Genomic DNA, 14,545 nt, shown 5'->3' on the forward strand with positions numbered 1-14,545 from the left:
CGTACGGGAGTTACTTGGTGAGATGGGCCGGGCCGAAGGCCTGGGGCAGCATCTCGGAGAGGGGCAGGACGCCCTCCGGGGTGTCCAGGAGGAGGTCCGGGCCGCCGAACTCGTAGAGCAGCTGGCGGCAGCGGCCGCACGGCACGAGCAGCCCGCCCGTGCCGTCCACGCAGGTGAAGTGCGTGAGGCGGCCGCCGCCCGTGCGCTGGAGCTGGGAGACAAGACCGCACTCGGCGCACAGGCCCAGGCCGTACGACGCGTTCTCCACGTTGCAGCCGGTGACCGTGCGGCCGTCGTCCACCAGGGCCGCGACCCCGACCGGGAAGCCGGAGTAGGGGGCGTACGCGTGGGACATGGCCTCGCGGGCCTCCGCGCGCAGGGACTCCCAGTCGAAGCCGGCGGCCGCGGCGGTCACTTGCCCTGTCCCTTCCGGTACGGCAGGCCGTCCGCCTTCGGCATCCGCAGGGACTGCGCGGACAGCGACAGGACGAGCAGGGTGACGATGTACGGGGTCGCGGTCACGAGCTGGCGCGGGACCTCGTTGGTGGTGGCATACCAGATGAACATCAGGACCGAGATGACGACCGTGATGGCGGCCGGGACGTACTTCTTGCGCCAGGCCAGGTAGGCGGCGCCGAACACCAGCAGGATCGCGATCAGCAGGATCAGGGCGTGCACGTTCACCGTGCCGCCGCGCAGGTTGAGGCTGTCGGTGTAGCCGAACAGGCCCGCGCCGAGGGCGAGGCCGCCCGGCATCCAGTTGCCGAAGATCATCGCGGCGAGACCGATGTAACCACGGCCGGCCGTCTGGCCGTCCAGGTACACGTTGGAGGCGACGATGGAGAGGAAGGCGCCGCCCAGGCCCGCGAAGCCACCGCTGATGAGCACCGCGATGTACTTGTACTTGTAGACGTTGACGCCGAGGGACTCGGCCGCGACCGGGTTCTCGCCGCAGGAGCGCAGGCGCAGGCCGAAGGCGGTGCGCCACAGCACCCACCAGGTGATCGGGACGAGGGCGACCGCGACGACCGTCAGCGGGGACAGGTCGGTGAGCAGACCGCCGACCAGGCCCGCGATGTCGGAGATCAGGAACCAGTGCTTCTCGTTGAGCGTGTTCAGCCAGTCGGACAGGCCCGGCACGCTGAACTGGCCGAGCGAGTCGATCGGCGGGGACTGCTTGGAGGAGCCGCCCTCGGCGTTCTCGAAGGTGAACTTCGAGAGGTAGCGGGTGGCGCCCAGGGCGAGGATGTTCAGGGCCACACCGGAGACGATGTGGTTGACGTTGAAGGTGACGGTGGCGACGGCGTGCAGCAGGGCGCCGAGCGCGCCGCCGAGGATGCCGAAGACCACGCCGACCCAGGGGCCCCACTGGTAGCCGGCCCAGGCGCCGAACCAGGTGCCCAGGATCATCATGCCCTCGAGGCCGATGTTGACGACGCCCGCGCGCTCGGCCCACAGACCGCCCAGACCGGCGAGGCCGATCGGCACGGCGAGGCGCAGCGCGGTGGACATCTGGCCGGTCGAGGTGATGCCGTCGGCGCCGGTGATCAGGCGTACGGCGGAGGTCAGGATCAGGACGCCCGCGATGACCAGCAGGAGTACCGGGAGCGACATTCGGCGGCCGCCCTTGCCGGGCTGCTTCGCCTGCGGCTTGGCGATGGTCGCGGTGGACATCAGGCCGCCACCTCCTTCTTGGTGTTCTGGGCGGCGGCCGCGGCGAGCTCCGCGCCGACCTGGCGCTGCTGGCGGCGCAGGCCCCACTGGCGTACGGCTTCGTAGGAGATGACGACGGAGAAGACGATCAGGCCCTGCATGATCGTGGCGATCTCCTTCTCGTACGCCACCGGGGTGGCGTAGTCGAGGGCGGGCGAGGCCTTGTCGAGGAAGGCCCACAGCAGGGCGGCGAAGGCGATGCCGCCGGGGTTGTTGCGGCCGAGCAGGGCGATGCCGATGGCGGTGAAGCCGAGGCCGGCCGGGAAGTCGAGGCTGTAGGTGTGGGAGTCGCCGAGCAGCAGCGGGAGGCCCGCGAGGCCGGAGACGGCGCCGGAGATCAGCATGGAGACCAGGACCATGCGCTTGGCGTCGACACCGGAGGCGGCCGCGGCGGACTCGGAGGCGCCGGTGGCGCGCAGGTCGAAGCCGAAGCGGGTGCGGTTGAGGACGATCCAGTAGCCGATGCCGAGGGCGATGGCGACGAAGACCATGCCGTAGATGTCGCCGACGTCGGAGCCCAGGTTGATGCCGGGGAACCAGCCGGACTTCTTCATCACGCCGGTCGTCATGTTGTTGCCGACCTGCACGCCCCACACGTTGGAGAGGGTGACGTAGCCGATGACGCTGGTGGCGATGGCGTTCAGCATGATCGTGGAGACGACCTCGCTGACCCCCCGGGTGACCTTGAGGACGCCCGCGATACCGGCCCAGAAGGCGCCGGTGAACATGGCGACCAGGAGCAGCATCGGGATCTGCAGGAAGGCGGGCAGGCCCACGTTGGCGCCGACCACGGCCGTCATCACGGCGGCGAGGCGGTACTGGCCGTCGACGCCGATGTTGAACAGGTTCATGCGGAAGCCGAGGGCGACCGCGATGGCCGCGATGTAGTACATCGCCGCCTGGTTGATGATCAGGACCTGGATGTCCGAGTACGGCAGCTGCTGGAGCATCAGCACGTACGGCTCGAACGGGTTGCGGTTCGAGGCCAGCAGCACGATCGACGTCAGCGCGATCGCCAGGACGAGCGCGATGACCGGGCCGGCCACCGCGAGGAGCACCCGCTCCTTGTCGAACTTCTTCATCGGGCCTCGTCCTCCGGACCAGCGGCGCCTTCGTGTTCTTCTGGGGCGGTGTCTACGTGTTCCAGGTGGCCGGACGCGGCACCCGTCATGGCGGAGCCCAGCTCCTCCGGGGTGATCGTGGCCGGGTCGGCGTCGGCGACCAGCTTCCCGTCGTAGATCACCCGCAGGGTGTCCGACAGGCCGATCAGCTCGTCCAGGTCGGCGGAGATCAGGAGCACCGCGAGGCCCTCACGGCGGGCCTCCCGGATGCGGTCCCAGATCTGCGCCTGCGCGCCGACGTCCACACCGCGGGTGGGGTGGGCGGCGATCAGGAACTTCGGGTTGTGGCTCATCTCGCGGCCGACGATCAGCTTCTGCTGGTTGCCGCCGGAGAGCGAGGCGGCGGTGACGTCGATGCCGGGGGTGCGGACGTCGAACTCCTCGACGATCCGGCGGGTGTCGGCCTGGGCGCCCTTGATGTCCAGCCAGAAGCCCTTCGCGTTGGGCTTCTCGGTGACGTGGCCGAGGATGCGGTTCTCCCAGAGCGGGGACTCCAGGAGCAGGCCCTGGCGGTGCCGGTCCTCGGGGATGTAGCCGACGCCGGACTCCCGCCGCTTGCGGGTCTGCCAGCCGGTGATGTCCTCGCCGAGGAACTCGATCGCGCCGGAGTCGGCGTGCTTGGTGCCGATGAGCGCGTCGATCAGCTCGGTCTGGCCGTTGCCCTCGACACCCGCGATGCCCATGACCTCGCCGGCGTGGATGGTGAAGGAGACGTCGTCGAGGACGCGCTTGGCGGCGCCGGGGGTGGTGGCCTCGTCGAGGACGTCGCCGCGTGCCGTGGCGCCGGCCGAGCCGACCGTCGCGGTCTCGGGCTGGGCGCCGACCTCGCCGAGGGAGGCGATGCCGCCGCCGGCGTAGACGGTGAGGTTCTTCACCGTGACGACGGCCTTGTCGGTGACGGTGGACTCGGCGGTCTCCGGGGTGGGCAGCTCGCTGCCGACCATCAGCTCGGCGAGCTGGCGGGGGGTGGTCTCGGAGGGGATCGCGGTGCCGACGGTGGTACCGCGCCGGATGACGGTGATGTCGTCGGCGACGGACAGCACCTCGCCGAGCTTGTGGGAGATGAAGATGACCGACAGGCCCTCGGACTTCAGCTCGCGCAGGTTGTCGAAGAGTGCGTCGACCTCCTGCGGGACCAGGACCGCGGTGGGCTCGTCGAGGATCAGGGTCTTGGCGCCGCGGTAGAGGACCTTGAGGATCTCCACGCGCTGCCGGTCGGCGACGCCGAGGTCCTCGACCAGGGCGTCCGGGCGGATGCCGAGGCCGTAGCGGTCGGAGATCTCCTTGATCTTCTTCCGGGCGTTGCCGCCGATGCCGTAGAGCTTCTCGCTGCCGAGCACGACGTTCTCGAGCACCGTCAGGTTGTCCGCCAGCATGAAGTGCTGGTGGACCATGCCGATGCCGCGCGCGATGGCGTCGGCCGGGGACGAGAAGGCGGCCTGCTCGCCGTCGACCGTGATGGTGCCCTCGTCCGGCTTCTGCATGCCGTAGAGGATCTTCATCAGGGTCGACTTGCCGGCCCCGTTCTCACCGACCAGGGCATGCACGGTGCCCTTGCGGACGGACAGGTGGATGTCGTGGTTGGCTACGACACCCGGGAATCGCTTGGTGATCCCCGCCAGCTCGACCGCGGCTGTCGTCTCTGCGGTGAGCGGAGGGCTGCTGGACGCGTCGATGGCGCACTCTCCTAGGGAAAGGGGCCGCTCTACGCGCGTAGCGCCCCTGCTTTAAATAGTGCCCGGACCTGACCGAGCTTTTGCTGCTCTCGATCCGTTCCGAGCATTCTGCCGCGCGAACGAGGTGTGTCCCTGCCGTAGACCGTCCGAAGGTGCCGGATCTATGGCAGAGGCGCGGGAAGGTCATCCTTCCCGCACCCCGTTCCGTGGCCGTAACGCTGCCATTACAGCGTTCTTTTGACCATGCCTACGACAAGGCCATGACCCCTGAGTCAGGAGGTCTTGACCGTGATGGAGCCGTCCTTGATGCCGGCCTCGGCCTTCTTGAGCGCGGCCTGCAGGGTGGCGTTGTTCTTGAAGACCGGGTTGGAGTCGGCCAGGCCGACGCCGCCGTTGTTCAGGGAGCCGCGGATCTCGCCGGACAGCGGCTTCTTGTCCTTGATGACGGACTTGGCGAGGTCGTACACCGCGCCCTCGACGTTCTTGAGGGCCGAGGTCAGGATGTAGTTCTTGTACTTCGACAGCGCGGCCTGGTTGTACTGGTCGGAGTCGACGCCGATCGCCCACACCTTGTGCGCGGCGGCGGCCTTGATGACGCCCTGGCCGGAGAGACCGGCGGCGGCGTAGACCACGTCGGCACCGGCGCCGATCTGGCCCTCGGCGGCGGCCTCGCCCTTGTCGGGGCTGGAGAAGCCGCCCTCCTGGGCGGTCTGGGTCAGGTACTGGGCCTTGACCGTGATGTTCTTCTTGGTGTCCTTGACGCCCTGCTCGAAGCCCGCCTCGAACTTGTGGATCAGCGGGACGTCCACGCCGCCGATGAAGCCGACGGTGTTGGACTTGGTGGTCAGCGCGGCGGTGACGCCGGCCAGGTACGAGGACTGCTCCTCGTGGAAGACCATGTCGGCGACGTTGCTCGCCTGGTCCTCGTTGTCGTCGATGATGCCGAAGCTGACCTTCGGGTACTTCGCGGCGGCCTCCTTGACGGCGGGCGCGTAGGCGAAGCCGACACCGATCACCGGGTTGTAGCCGGCGCGGGCCAGGGTCTCCAGGCGCTGCACCTTGTCCGCGTCGGACTCGCCGTCCTGCGGCTCGATGTCCCGGCCGGTGACGCCGAACTCCTTGTTGGCCTTCTGGAAGCCGGCGTAGGCGGCGTCGTTGAAGGACTGGTCACCCTTGCCGCCGACGTCGTAGGCGAGGCCGACACCCTTGGACGCGCCCCCCTTGCCGGTGGACGAGCTGGACGAGCTGCCGCACGCTGAAACGGTGACGGCGAGGGCTGCGGTTGCAACGCCTGCAACGGCAATACGGGACACCCGGCGCATGGAACGAGACTCCTTCGTGCAAGCGCCCAAACCAGGCGCTGGTTCCGCGGCAGCGTAACGCGCGTAGACCAGACGGAAAACCCCCAATGTCCGGTCCGTTATCTAGCTGTGGCCACAGTCACGGCCAAGGCTACGCACAGCACTGCGCCCCTTGCGGTAGGCAAGGGGCGCGGGAACTGCAACGGCGCGTGGGCGGCCCACCTCCGGCCGTCCACCGCCCGTCCGTACAAGGCCGGGTGATCACCCGGCCTTATATATATGTCGCATTACTTGGTGTTGACGGTGACCTTGCCGTCGATGATGTCCTGCTTGGCCTTGTCGACGGCGGCGACGACCTTGGTCAGAGCCTTGTACTTCGGGTTGGTGTCCGCGAAGCCGACGCCACCGGTCTTCAGGGTGCCGTTGACGACACCGCTCTCCGGCTTGCCCTCGTGGACCGACTTGACCAGGTCGTACACGGCGCCGCCGACGTTCTTCAGCGCGGAGCCGAGGATGTAGTCCTTGTACTTGGCGAGCGCGCTCTGGCTGTACTGGTCGGAGTCGACGCCGATCGCCCACACCTTGGCGGTGGCGGCGGCTTCGATCACGCCCTGGCCGGAGAGACCGGCCGCGTGGTAGATGACGTCCGCACCGGCGTCGATCTGCCCCTGCGCCGCGGCCTTGCCCTTGTCGGGGCTGGAGAAGCCGCCCTCCTGGGCCGTCTGGGTCAGGTACTGCGACTCGATCTTGATCTTCGGGTCGACCGACTTGGCGCCCTGGTCGAAGCCCGCCTCGAAGGTGTGGATGAGCGGTACGTCCACGCCGCCGATGAAGCCGATGTGGTCCTTCTTGGTGGCGGAGGCCGCGGCGACACCCGCGAGGTACGACGACTGCTCCGCCGCGAAGACCATGTCGACGACGTTGGAGGCCGTCACCTCGTTGTCGTCGATGATGCCGAAGGTGATCTTGGGGTACTTGGCCGCGACCTCCTTGACCGCGGGCGCGTAGGAGTAGCCGACCCCGATGATCGGGTTGTAGCCGGCCCTGGCCAGCGTGTCGAGGCGCTGCACCTTGTCCGCGTCGGACTCGCCGTCCTGCGGCTCGATGTCCCGGCCGCTGATGCCGAAGTCCTTCTCGGCCTTCTGGAAGCCGGCGTAGGCGGCGTCGTTGAAGGACTGGTCGCCCTTGCCGCCGATGTCGTAGGCGAGACCGATGCCCTTGCCGTTGTACTTGCCGGACGAGGTGGTGCTCGTCCCGCCACTGTCCTGGCTGGACTTGCCGCATCCGGCGGCCGCGAGGGCGATGACGGCAACGGTCACCGCAGCTTGGGAGAACCGAGTTTTCCGACCCGAGATATAACGCACAGCAAGCACCCCTTCGTCCCCACGGCACCGTCATCGGTCCGCTTCCCCAACCGTCCACCCTCGGTGGCGATTTCGGCGCACAGTAACGCGCGTAGAAGGGGAGGGGAACGGGGTTTCTCCGGGCCGTTATCGAACCGTGCCGACTCCGGGTTACAAGCAGAGACCAACGGTTACGGCAGGGTGACACAAGGGGGCGAAGGGGTGCCGATCGGACACTCCTTCGCCCCCTGTGGGCCGTACGGCGGCGGGTGCGGCAAGCTGACCGTTTCTCCCGCCGTCTGATACGACTTCCGCCGGTACGACTACATGGTCGCGTCGATCAGGGCGGCGGCCGTGAACAGCTCCACACCGACGGTGATGGCGCGCTCGTCGGCGTCGAAGTCGCCCTGGTGCAGATCGCGCGCGGTCCGCTCGCCCGGCGTGCGCACCCCGAGCCGCGCCAGCGCGCCCGGCACGTGCTCCAGGTACCAGGAGAAGTCCTCGCCGCCGAGGCTCTGCTCGGTGGTCTCGATGGACTCGGTGCCGCGCCGGGCGGTCATCGCGTCCCGCAGCAGCTCGGTGATCACCGGGTCGTTGACGACCGGCGGCACCCCGCGCACGTAGTTGATCTCGGACTTGGCCCGGTGCAGGGTCGCGATCTCGTCGATCGCCGCGTGCACGACGTCCGGCGCCGTCCGCCAGGCCTCCAGGTCCAGGCAGCGCACGGTCCCGGACAGCTCGGCGTGCTGGGGGATCACGTTGGGCGCGTGCCCGCACTCGATCCGGCCCCAGGTCACGGCGAGCCCGCTGCGGGTGTCCACGCGCCGCCCGATGAGCGCGGGCACGTCGACGGCGACCCGGGCGGCGGCGGTGACCAGGTCGGTGGTCAGATGCGGCCGTGCGGTGTGCCCGCCGGGGCCGTCCAGGGCCACCTCGATGCGGTCGCAGGCGCTGGTGATGGCGCCGGTCCTGAGCCCGATCCGCCCCACGTCCACGCGGGGGTCGCAGTGCACGGCGATGATCCGCCCCACCCCGTCCAGCACGCCGGCCTCGATGGCGTCCGCGGCGCCGCCGGGCAGCACCTCCTCGGCGGGCTGGAAGAGCAGCCGCACGGGCCGCGGCAGCTGCCCCCGCTCGTGCAGGTCGGCGAGCACCAGTCCGGCGCCCAGCACCACTGTCGTATGCACGTCATGCCCACAGGCATGCGCCCGGTCCGGCACGGTGGACCGGTACGCGCACTCGGTCTTCATGTCCGGGATCGGCAGGGCGTCGATGTCCGCGCGCAGGGCGAGCACCGGAAGCCCGTCCCCGACCGGTCCGATGTCACAGATGAGCCCGGTCCCCGACGGGAGGACACGCGGCCGGAGACCGGCCTTTTCCAGCCGTTCCTTGATGGCGGCTGTGGTGCGGAACTCCTGGTTCCCTAGTTCGGGATGCATGTGCAGGTCGCGGCGGAAGGCGACGAGTTCGGCGTGCAGTTCCTCGCTGAGCACGCCGGGGAGCACATCCCCGGGAAGGTCGGCCTCGGTCTCTGTGGACATCAATTGGTTCACCCTCTGAAGGGTAGGACGCCCGAAGGGTCAACTGACCCGAGATCAACAAAAGTTCAGCCCGTTAGGGGAAGAAAATCTGACCGCGGACGCATGACCTCGGACGTGGCTGGGTAACACCTATGTTTCCTCTTCCACGCATACCACGCCTGGCGACGATCACGCCGGTCCTGTCCATCCACCGAAACGGGATCGAGCCGCAACCGCGACTTCGCCACGCGGACCGCGTCCGCCCGGTAGCGTGCGCGACCGTGACGGACCCGGAGACCCCCGACTTCATACAGACCACCCGTACGTCCTACGACACGATCGCCAAGGACTACACCGCCGCCTTCCCCGGCCTGCCCGAACGGCCGGTGGACATGTCGATGATCGCCGCGTTCGCCGCACTGGTGAAGGCGAACGGCACCGCCCCGGTCGCCGACCTGGGCAGTGGCCCGGGCGACATCACCGCCCATCTGCACGACCTGGGAGTCCCGGCCTTCGGTATCGACCTCTCCCCCGCCATGGTCGACCTGGCCCGCGAGGCCCACCCCGCCGTCCGCTTCCACCGGGGCTCCATGACGTCCCTGGAGCTGCCCGACGAGACCCTCGGCGGCATCCTCGCCCTCTACTCGATCATCCACGTCCCGGACGACCACCTCCCGGCGACCTTCGCCGGCTTCCACCGCACCCTGGTCCCCGGCGGCCACGTCCTGCTGGCCTTCCAGAAGGGCGAGCCGCCCGGCCTCCACCTCTCCGAACGCTTCGGCCGCGAGATCGACCTGCGCTACTACTGGCGTCCCGCGTACGCGGTGGGCGACATGCTGGTCAAGGCGGGCCTGGAGGTGGCGGCGACCCTGATCCGGGAGCCGGTGGAGTCGGAGAAGTGGCCCCGGGCGTTCGTCCTGGCCCGCAAGCCGGGCTGAGGGGCGCCGGGCGAGGCATGGGGGCACGGGGGCAGGGTGGGGGGCGGGCGTCACTCCTGGGTGCGCTGCACGCACCCCGTGACGACGTCGCGCAGGCTCCCGGCCGTCGCCAGCAGCTCCCGCTGCTCGTCGGCGCCGTTGCCGCACCGCAGCAACCGCTCCACGCCCTCCGCCACGGCCGCCAGGTCACCGCTGCCGGCGAGGGCGTCCCTGGTGTGCGCGAGCAGGGCGTCCACTACGGCGGGTGCCGCACGGGGCCGCAGGGTGCCGGGATCGAGCAGTTCCCCGCCGAGCCCCGACCGCGCGGCCCGCCAGCCGGCCAGCCGCTGCAACCCCACCCCGTGGTCGACGGCCTCCCGCCCCTCCCGCCACTCCCGCGCCGCCGTCTCCACCAGCGCCCGGGCGAGAGTGGCCACCAGCACCGCGGTCCCGGCCCGCAGGCAGACATCCGCGACCCGGATCTCCACGGTCGGATAACGCCGGGCCAGCCGGGCGTCGAAGTAGGCCATCCCCTCGTCCAGGATGACGCCGGTGGCCACCATGTCCGCGACCAGCCGGTGGTACCGCTCCGCGGACCGGAAGAGCTCCACCGGACCGGCGGACGGCCAGCGCGACCACACCTGGCTGCGGTAGCTGGCGTACCCGGTGTCGTTGCCCTGCCACAGCGGCGAGTTGGCGCTGATCGCGACAAGCACCGGCAGCCACGGCCGCAACCGGTCCAGCACCGCCACGCCCTCCTCGTCGGACCCCACGGCCACGTGCACATGGCAACCGCACACCAGCTGGTCCCGGGTGGCGATGCCGTACTGCTCGGCCAGCCACTGGTAGCGCCGGTTCACACTGATGGAGGGGCTGACGGGCAGCGGCGACGCGGCGAGCGCGACGACGGTACACCCGAGCTCCCCGGCCAGCCGGGCGGCCTCCTTGCGGCACCGGATGATCTCCTCCCCCAGCTCCGCCATGTCCGACTGCGGATGGGTGGCGAACTCCAGCATCTGCCCGTAGAGCTCCTTCTCGAACACGTCCTGCCCCGGATCGGCCAACGCCGCCCGCGCCAGCACCGCAGCCGCCAGCGCCCGGGGCTGCCCCGTCTCCGGGTCGACGAGCAGAAGCTCTTCCTCCACTCCGACGGTACGCACCTGAGACCGCCCTCCGTCACGCCACGACCATCCGCAGCAGGCTGTACCCCCCGACTTCCCAGCCGGGCCCAGGGGACACCTACCGCCGCGCCCGCCCCGCCCCCTCAGCCCACGGCCGACCCTTCGATCGGAGGATTCGTGTCACCAGCCCCCACACCCTCCGCTCCCCCGACAACACACATCCGCCAATCACCACCCACCGCAAGCCGCCCGAGCCCCCGGCGTGCATGCGCGGCGCGCCGGCACCCGTCGACCGACGGCGAGCCTCCAGCGCCCGGCGCCCGCGAACCCCGGCCGGGCCCCCGCCTTCCCAGGCCGCCCGCTCGCTTCTCACCCGTGCCGGAGCGAGCCGGGTCAAGGGTGGCCCGAAGGGTCATCGCCGAAGGCGACGCGCAGCGCCGTTGACGCGGCTCGCGGAGGCACGACGCTGCGGGGAAGCGTGCGGCCCAGGCGTTCACTCCTCGACGAACAGCTCCGCGGCATCCGTGACGTGCATGGCACGCTGGGCCCAGATTTCGAGCCGGTCCAGATCGGTGCAGGCATCCACCCGCTCACGCACCGAGTCACTCACCGGAACACCGCGCCACTCCAGGAGCCGCAGCACCATCTCGGCACGCTCCTGAACCCGCCCCTGCTCCCGGCCTTCCTCCCGGCCTTCCTCACGCACCTGTTCCGCCAGCGGGTGCCGCCAGAAGTACTGGATCGCCGTCATCAGGTCCCTCCACATCTGCTTCGCCCGGGGATCTACCAGGCACGAATCGACGAACTGCACGAACACCGCGGCACTGTCACGGTCGATGGTCTTCAGGGCGGCTGCCAGCGACTCCAGTATGGCCGGGGCCTGCCTGCCCCGCCCATGCGTCATGGCCGACAGCACCGCAAGAGGTACGTCCTCCTCGGCCTCCCGCACATCCGCGATCACCGGCACGTTGTCCGGCCCCAGCACCAGCGGACGCACCGTCAGCGACTCCCACCCCCGCAAGCCGAGCTGGATCGGCTGCGCCGCCCACTTCGCCGTCGCACTGCTCTGCGTGATCACGATCAGCACCGGCTCACACCGGTACTTCTCGTACAGGTACGACAGGTAGTACGGCCAGCTCCCCCGCTTACGATCGTCCGCCTTTCCCTTCGACTCGACGACCAGGAGATACGTCCCCTCGTCCGTCTCCGCCCGCAACAACGTGTCCACCCGACGCTCGATCGGCTCGATCTCCGTCAGATCCACGTTCATCGCCGCGATCTCCCGTGTCTCGGGAAACGGAACGCCCAGCACCCGCTGTAACGCATGCGTCAGCAACCCCGGATCCTTCTGGAAGATCCGATGCAACGCCTCATGCGACGACCCCACCATCACGCCACCGCCAGCTCACACCACACGAACTTGCCCCGCTCCCCGAACCGAGCCGACGGCTGCCACCCCCAGCAGTCCGCACACGCCACCACCAGCCCCAACCCCCGCCCCGCCTCTTCAAGGCCCGCCACCGCCCCCAACGACCCCGGCGGCTTCGGAGGCACGGGATCCGCATCCCACGCCCCGATCCACACGGTGCCCTCCGGGGAACGCCGGACCCTCAAAGCGGACGGCCCCTTGGTATGCCGCACGGCATTCGAGACCAGTTCCGCAGCCAGCAGCTCCGCCGTGTCCACCAAGCCGATCAAGCCGTGCATCGTCAGGATCAGCCGCAGGGTGCGGCGGCAGATCGTCACCGCTCTGAGGTCGTTGGGGATGGAGAGCGTGTAGTCCCAGGTCTCGGGCATGCGTCATCAACTCCGGTCAGATGAAGGGGATTTCACGCACGGTGGCATCGCCGCACAGCTACGGTGCGGTGCACTTCCATAGCGTGTCCGTTGCATCACTGACGGTAGGGGGCAATATTTAGATCTCGCAAGCCGGTCGCGTAATCTAGCCCCGAACGAGTCGCGTTTGACGGCGTATGGGGAGGCCCCGTCGGTGACAAAGAGGATCGAGCCAACGGCGCGCCAGCTGCGGTTGGCGGTCGAACTGCGCAGGTTGCGGGACGCGGCAGGCCTCACGTCGCGGGAGGCCGCTGTACTGCTCGGGGTGAACGCACCGCAGATCAGTCAGATCGAGTCCGGCCTGGCCGGGGTGAGCGAGAAACGGCTACGCCTTCTCGCCGCCAACTACATCTGCCCCGACGGCGAGTTGATCGAGGCTCTCGTGGCCATGACGAAGGACCGCACACGAGGCTGGTGGGAGGAGTACCGGAACCTGCTGCCGGCGCCCTTCCTCGATCTCGCCGAACTGGAACACCACGCTACGTTCCTGCGAGAGGCACAGTTTCTGTACATCCCCGGCATGCTCCAGACCGAGGACTACGCCCGCGCCGTCTACTCCTACCGCATCCCGGAACTGCCCCATACGGAGCTGGAGTTGCGTGTGCAGCACCGGCTGCGACGCAAGGCGGTCCTCGACCGCACGCCCTTCGACGCCATCATCCACGAGGCGGCACTGCGCATCATGGTCGGCGACCGCACAGCCTCGCGAGCCCAACTCCAAGAGGTGCTGGAGGTCTCCGAGGCGGACAACGTCACGGTGCGGGTCATCCCCTTCGCCGAGGAAGGGTTCGCAGGCGCCGCGAGTGCCATGCTGTATGCGGGCGGCACCGTATCCAAGCTGGACACGGTCGTACGAGACGGCCCCAACGGCGCGGCGTACATCGATTCCGACGGCCAACTCGCCGCTCTTCGAACACTCCTCCGAAAACTGGAAGCCGCGTCGCTCAACCCCGACAAGTCACGAGACTTGATCAACCGCGTGGCGAAGGATCTCTGATGCCCGTCCCCGACCGTTGGCACAAGTCGTCCTACTCAAGCTTCGGCGACGGCGACTCCTGCGTAGAGATAGCGAACTCTCCCACCCGCATATCCATCCGCGACTCCAAGGACCCCACCGCCGGCATCCTCGCCTTCTCACCCTCCCCCTTCACCCGATTCCTCACCGCTCTCAAGGACGCCCCCGCAGCGGTCAGCAATCGTTGACCGAGTGTGCGTCCGTCGGCCAGCGCCCCTCGATCCGGTGGCGCCGGGGTCAACGGCGTGTTCGCCCGGTTCGCCCTCGCCTTCCAGCAACGAGACCGACGCACGCACCCCGTTGGTCAGGAAGACCGGCAGGCGACCGGACGAGCTGGAGAACCACGTCTCGCACCGGCCGTCGCCGAACCCCGCCCGCAGTGTCTGCGCCACGGCATCGGGTGACACCGTCACCACAGCCGGGCTGAGCAGGCCCCCGCGGCTCACTTCCACGGTGCGTTGAACGCCCGCCCCGGTACCGGCTTGGCGATCAGGGCGATCGGGATGAAGAAGTTGACCTGGCCGATAACGAACATCAGGGTGGCGAGGGCCTTCGGATCGTAAACCTCGGCCGCCTGCGCGTAGAGGTCGTCGGGGACCCGCTCGCCGTCCGCCGAGGGCTGGAGTACCGCCTCCGTCAGGGCCAGCGCGGCGCGTTCCGCGGCCGTGAAGTACGGCGAGTCCTGCCACGACGCCACCGACGTGATCCGCTCCTCCCCCTCCCCGGCCTTCCGCAGGAAACCCGTGTGCAGGACGGTCAGGTACGTACTGCCGACGATCTGACCGGCCCGCAGCTGGACCAGGCCGATCGTCGGGCGCGGTACCGAGCCGTTGCCGGTGGCCCGGAACAGCGCCGCCGACACGTCCGCCAACTCGGGGACGAGCTGTGCGGGATCGTCGAACATCCGGGGGGTCATCGGAACCTCTGCCGTGATCGAACGTGTTGCCATCGCCGTCTCCTCAGTGAGCGCTTCTGTGTCGCT

14 protein-coding genes are annotated in these 14,545 nt (G+C 69.2%); 3 read left to right on the forward strand and 11 right to left on the reverse strand.

Annotated elements, in window-relative coordinates:
• Positions 1-10: 10 nt before the first annotated feature.
• From ACWGKQ_RS05540 to ACWGKQ_RS05570, 7 genes are all read right to left on the reverse strand, one after another.
• On the reverse strand, positions 11-415 hold the full coding sequence (locus tag ACWGKQ_RS05540) for a cytidine deaminase (protein WP_453290564.1): 405 nt from the start codon (positions 413-415) through the stop codon (positions 11-13).
• The gene (locus tag ACWGKQ_RS05545; RefSeq protein ID WP_453290565.1) at positions 412-1,674 is read right to left on the reverse strand and encodes an ABC transporter permease; all 1,263 of its coding nucleotides are present in this window, start codon (positions 1,672-1,674) and stop codon (positions 412-414) included. Before ACWGKQ_RS05545 ends, ACWGKQ_RS05540 begins: the two co-directional genes overlap by 4 nt.
• Positions 1,674-2,795 (reverse strand): ABC transporter permease, encoded by a 1,122-nt coding sequence (locus tag ACWGKQ_RS05550; RefSeq protein ID WP_453290566.1) that lies wholly within the window; start codon positions 2,793-2,795, stop codon positions 1,674-1,676. Before ACWGKQ_RS05550 ends, ACWGKQ_RS05545 begins: the two co-directional genes overlap by 1 nt.
• Positions 2,792-4,510 (reverse strand): ABC transporter ATP-binding protein, encoded by a 1,719-nt coding sequence (locus ACWGKQ_RS05555; protein WP_453290758.1) that lies wholly within the window; start codon positions 4,508-4,510, stop codon positions 2,792-2,794. Before ACWGKQ_RS05555 ends, ACWGKQ_RS05550 begins: the two co-directional genes overlap by 4 nt.
• 272 nt (positions 4,511-4,782) lie before the next feature.
• Positions 4,783-5,832 carry a BMP family lipoprotein gene (locus tag ACWGKQ_RS05560; protein ID WP_453290567.1) on the reverse strand — a complete coding sequence of 350 codons (1,050 nt, stop codon included), beginning with the start codon at positions 5,830-5,832 and terminating at the stop codon, positions 4,783-4,785.
• A gap of 266 nt (positions 5,833-6,098) precedes the next feature.
• A complete protein-coding gene (locus tag ACWGKQ_RS05565) occupies positions 6,099-7,130 on the reverse strand; it encodes a BMP family lipoprotein (RefSeq protein WP_453290568.1) in 1,032 nt (343 codons plus the stop codon).
• A gap of 347 nt (positions 7,131-7,477) precedes the next feature.
• Positions 7,478-8,695, reverse strand: a complete 1,218-nt coding sequence (locus ACWGKQ_RS05570; RefSeq protein ID WP_453290569.1) for a M20 family metallopeptidase — start codon at positions 8,693-8,695, stop codon at positions 7,478-7,480.
• 260 nt (positions 8,696-8,955) lie between these two features.
• On the opposite strand from ACWGKQ_RS05570, the gene ACWGKQ_RS05575 reads away from it, so the two are divergent.
• Complete coding sequence (locus ACWGKQ_RS05575) at positions 8,956-9,612, forward strand: class I SAM-dependent DNA methyltransferase (protein WP_453290570.1); 657 nt, start codon at positions 8,956-8,958, stop codon at positions 9,610-9,612.
• A 50-nt stretch (positions 9,613-9,662) separates the two neighbouring features.
• Here the strand turns inward: ACWGKQ_RS05575 and ACWGKQ_RS05580 are convergent, their stop codons facing one another.
• The 3 genes from ACWGKQ_RS05580 to ACWGKQ_RS05590 all read right to left on the reverse strand — a co-directional run bounded on the left by ACWGKQ_RS05580 (position 9,663) and on the right by ACWGKQ_RS05590 (position 12,509).
• A complete protein-coding gene (locus tag ACWGKQ_RS05580; protein WP_453290571.1) occupies positions 9,663-10,751 on the reverse strand; it encodes a glutamate--cysteine ligase 2 in 1,089 nt (362 codons plus the stop codon).
• A 454-nt stretch (positions 10,752-11,205) separates the two neighbouring features.
• On the reverse strand, positions 11,206-12,102 hold the full coding sequence (locus tag ACWGKQ_RS05585; protein ID WP_453290572.1) for a hypothetical protein: 897 nt from the start codon (positions 12,100-12,102) through the stop codon (positions 11,206-11,208).
• Positions 12,102-12,509 carry an ATP-binding protein gene (locus ACWGKQ_RS05590; protein WP_453290573.1) on the reverse strand — a complete coding sequence of 136 codons (408 nt, stop codon included), beginning with the start codon at positions 12,507-12,509 and terminating at the stop codon, positions 12,102-12,104. The genes ACWGKQ_RS05585 and ACWGKQ_RS05590 overlap by 1 nt, the downstream gene beginning before the upstream one ends.
• 193 nt (positions 12,510-12,702) lie before the next feature.
• Between ACWGKQ_RS05590 and ACWGKQ_RS05595 the strand changes: the two genes are divergently transcribed.
• Both ACWGKQ_RS05595 and ACWGKQ_RS05600 read left to right on the forward strand, forming a co-directional pair.
• Positions 12,703-13,545 (forward strand): helix-turn-helix domain-containing protein, encoded by an 843-nt coding sequence (locus ACWGKQ_RS05595; protein WP_453290574.1) that lies wholly within the window; start codon positions 12,703-12,705, stop codon positions 13,543-13,545.
• Positions 13,545-13,751 carry a DUF397 domain-containing protein gene (locus tag ACWGKQ_RS05600; RefSeq protein ID WP_453290575.1) on the forward strand — a complete coding sequence of 69 codons (207 nt, stop codon included), beginning with the start codon at positions 13,545-13,547 and terminating at the stop codon, positions 13,749-13,751. Before ACWGKQ_RS05595 ends, ACWGKQ_RS05600 begins: the two co-directional genes overlap by 1 nt.
• A gap of 254 nt (positions 13,752-14,005) precedes the next feature.
• Here the strand turns inward: ACWGKQ_RS05600 and ACWGKQ_RS05605 are convergent, their stop codons facing one another.
• Positions 14,006-14,512: a carboxymuconolactone decarboxylase family protein gene (locus ACWGKQ_RS05605; RefSeq protein ID WP_453290576.1), complete on the reverse strand. Its 507-nt coding sequence runs from the start codon at positions 14,510-14,512 to the stop codon at positions 14,006-14,008.
• Positions 14,513-14,545 lie beyond the last annotated feature (33 nt).

It is taken from the genome of Streptomyces sp. NPDC054770 (assembly GCF_053611985.1).

Excerpts from the sequence above, each read along its gene's own strand:
- ACWGKQ_RS05600 (WP_453290575.1), top strand. The coding sequence starts at position 13,545 with ATGCCCGTCCCCGACCGTTGGCACAAGTCGTCCTACTCAAGCTTCGGC.
- ACWGKQ_RS05545 (WP_453290565.1), bottom strand. The coding sequence starts at position 1,674 with ATGTCCACCGCGACCATCGCCAAGCCGCAGGCGAAGCAGCCCGGCAAG.
- ACWGKQ_RS05570 (WP_453290569.1), bottom strand. The coding sequence starts at position 8,695 with ATGTCCACAGAGACCGAGGCCGACCTTCCCGGGGATGTGCTCCCCGGC.
- ACWGKQ_RS05560 (WP_453290567.1), bottom strand. The coding sequence starts at position 5,832 with ATGCGCCGGGTGTCCCGTATTGCCGTTGCAGGCGTTGCAACCGCAGCC.
- ACWGKQ_RS05605 (WP_453290576.1), bottom strand. The coding sequence starts at position 14,512 with ATGGCAACACGTTCGATCACGGCAGAGGTTCCGATGACCCCCCGGATG.
- ACWGKQ_RS05590 (WP_453290573.1), bottom strand. The coding sequence starts at position 12,509 with ATGCCCGAGACCTGGGACTACACGCTCTCCATCCCCAACGACCTCAGA.
- ACWGKQ_RS05550 (WP_453290566.1), bottom strand. The coding sequence starts at position 2,795 with ATGAAGAAGTTCGACAAGGAGCGGGTGCTCCTCGCGGTGGCCGGCCCG.
- ACWGKQ_RS05585 (WP_453290572.1), bottom strand. The coding sequence starts at position 12,102 with ATGGTGGGGTCGTCGCATGAGGCGTTGCATCGGATCTTCCAGAAGGAT.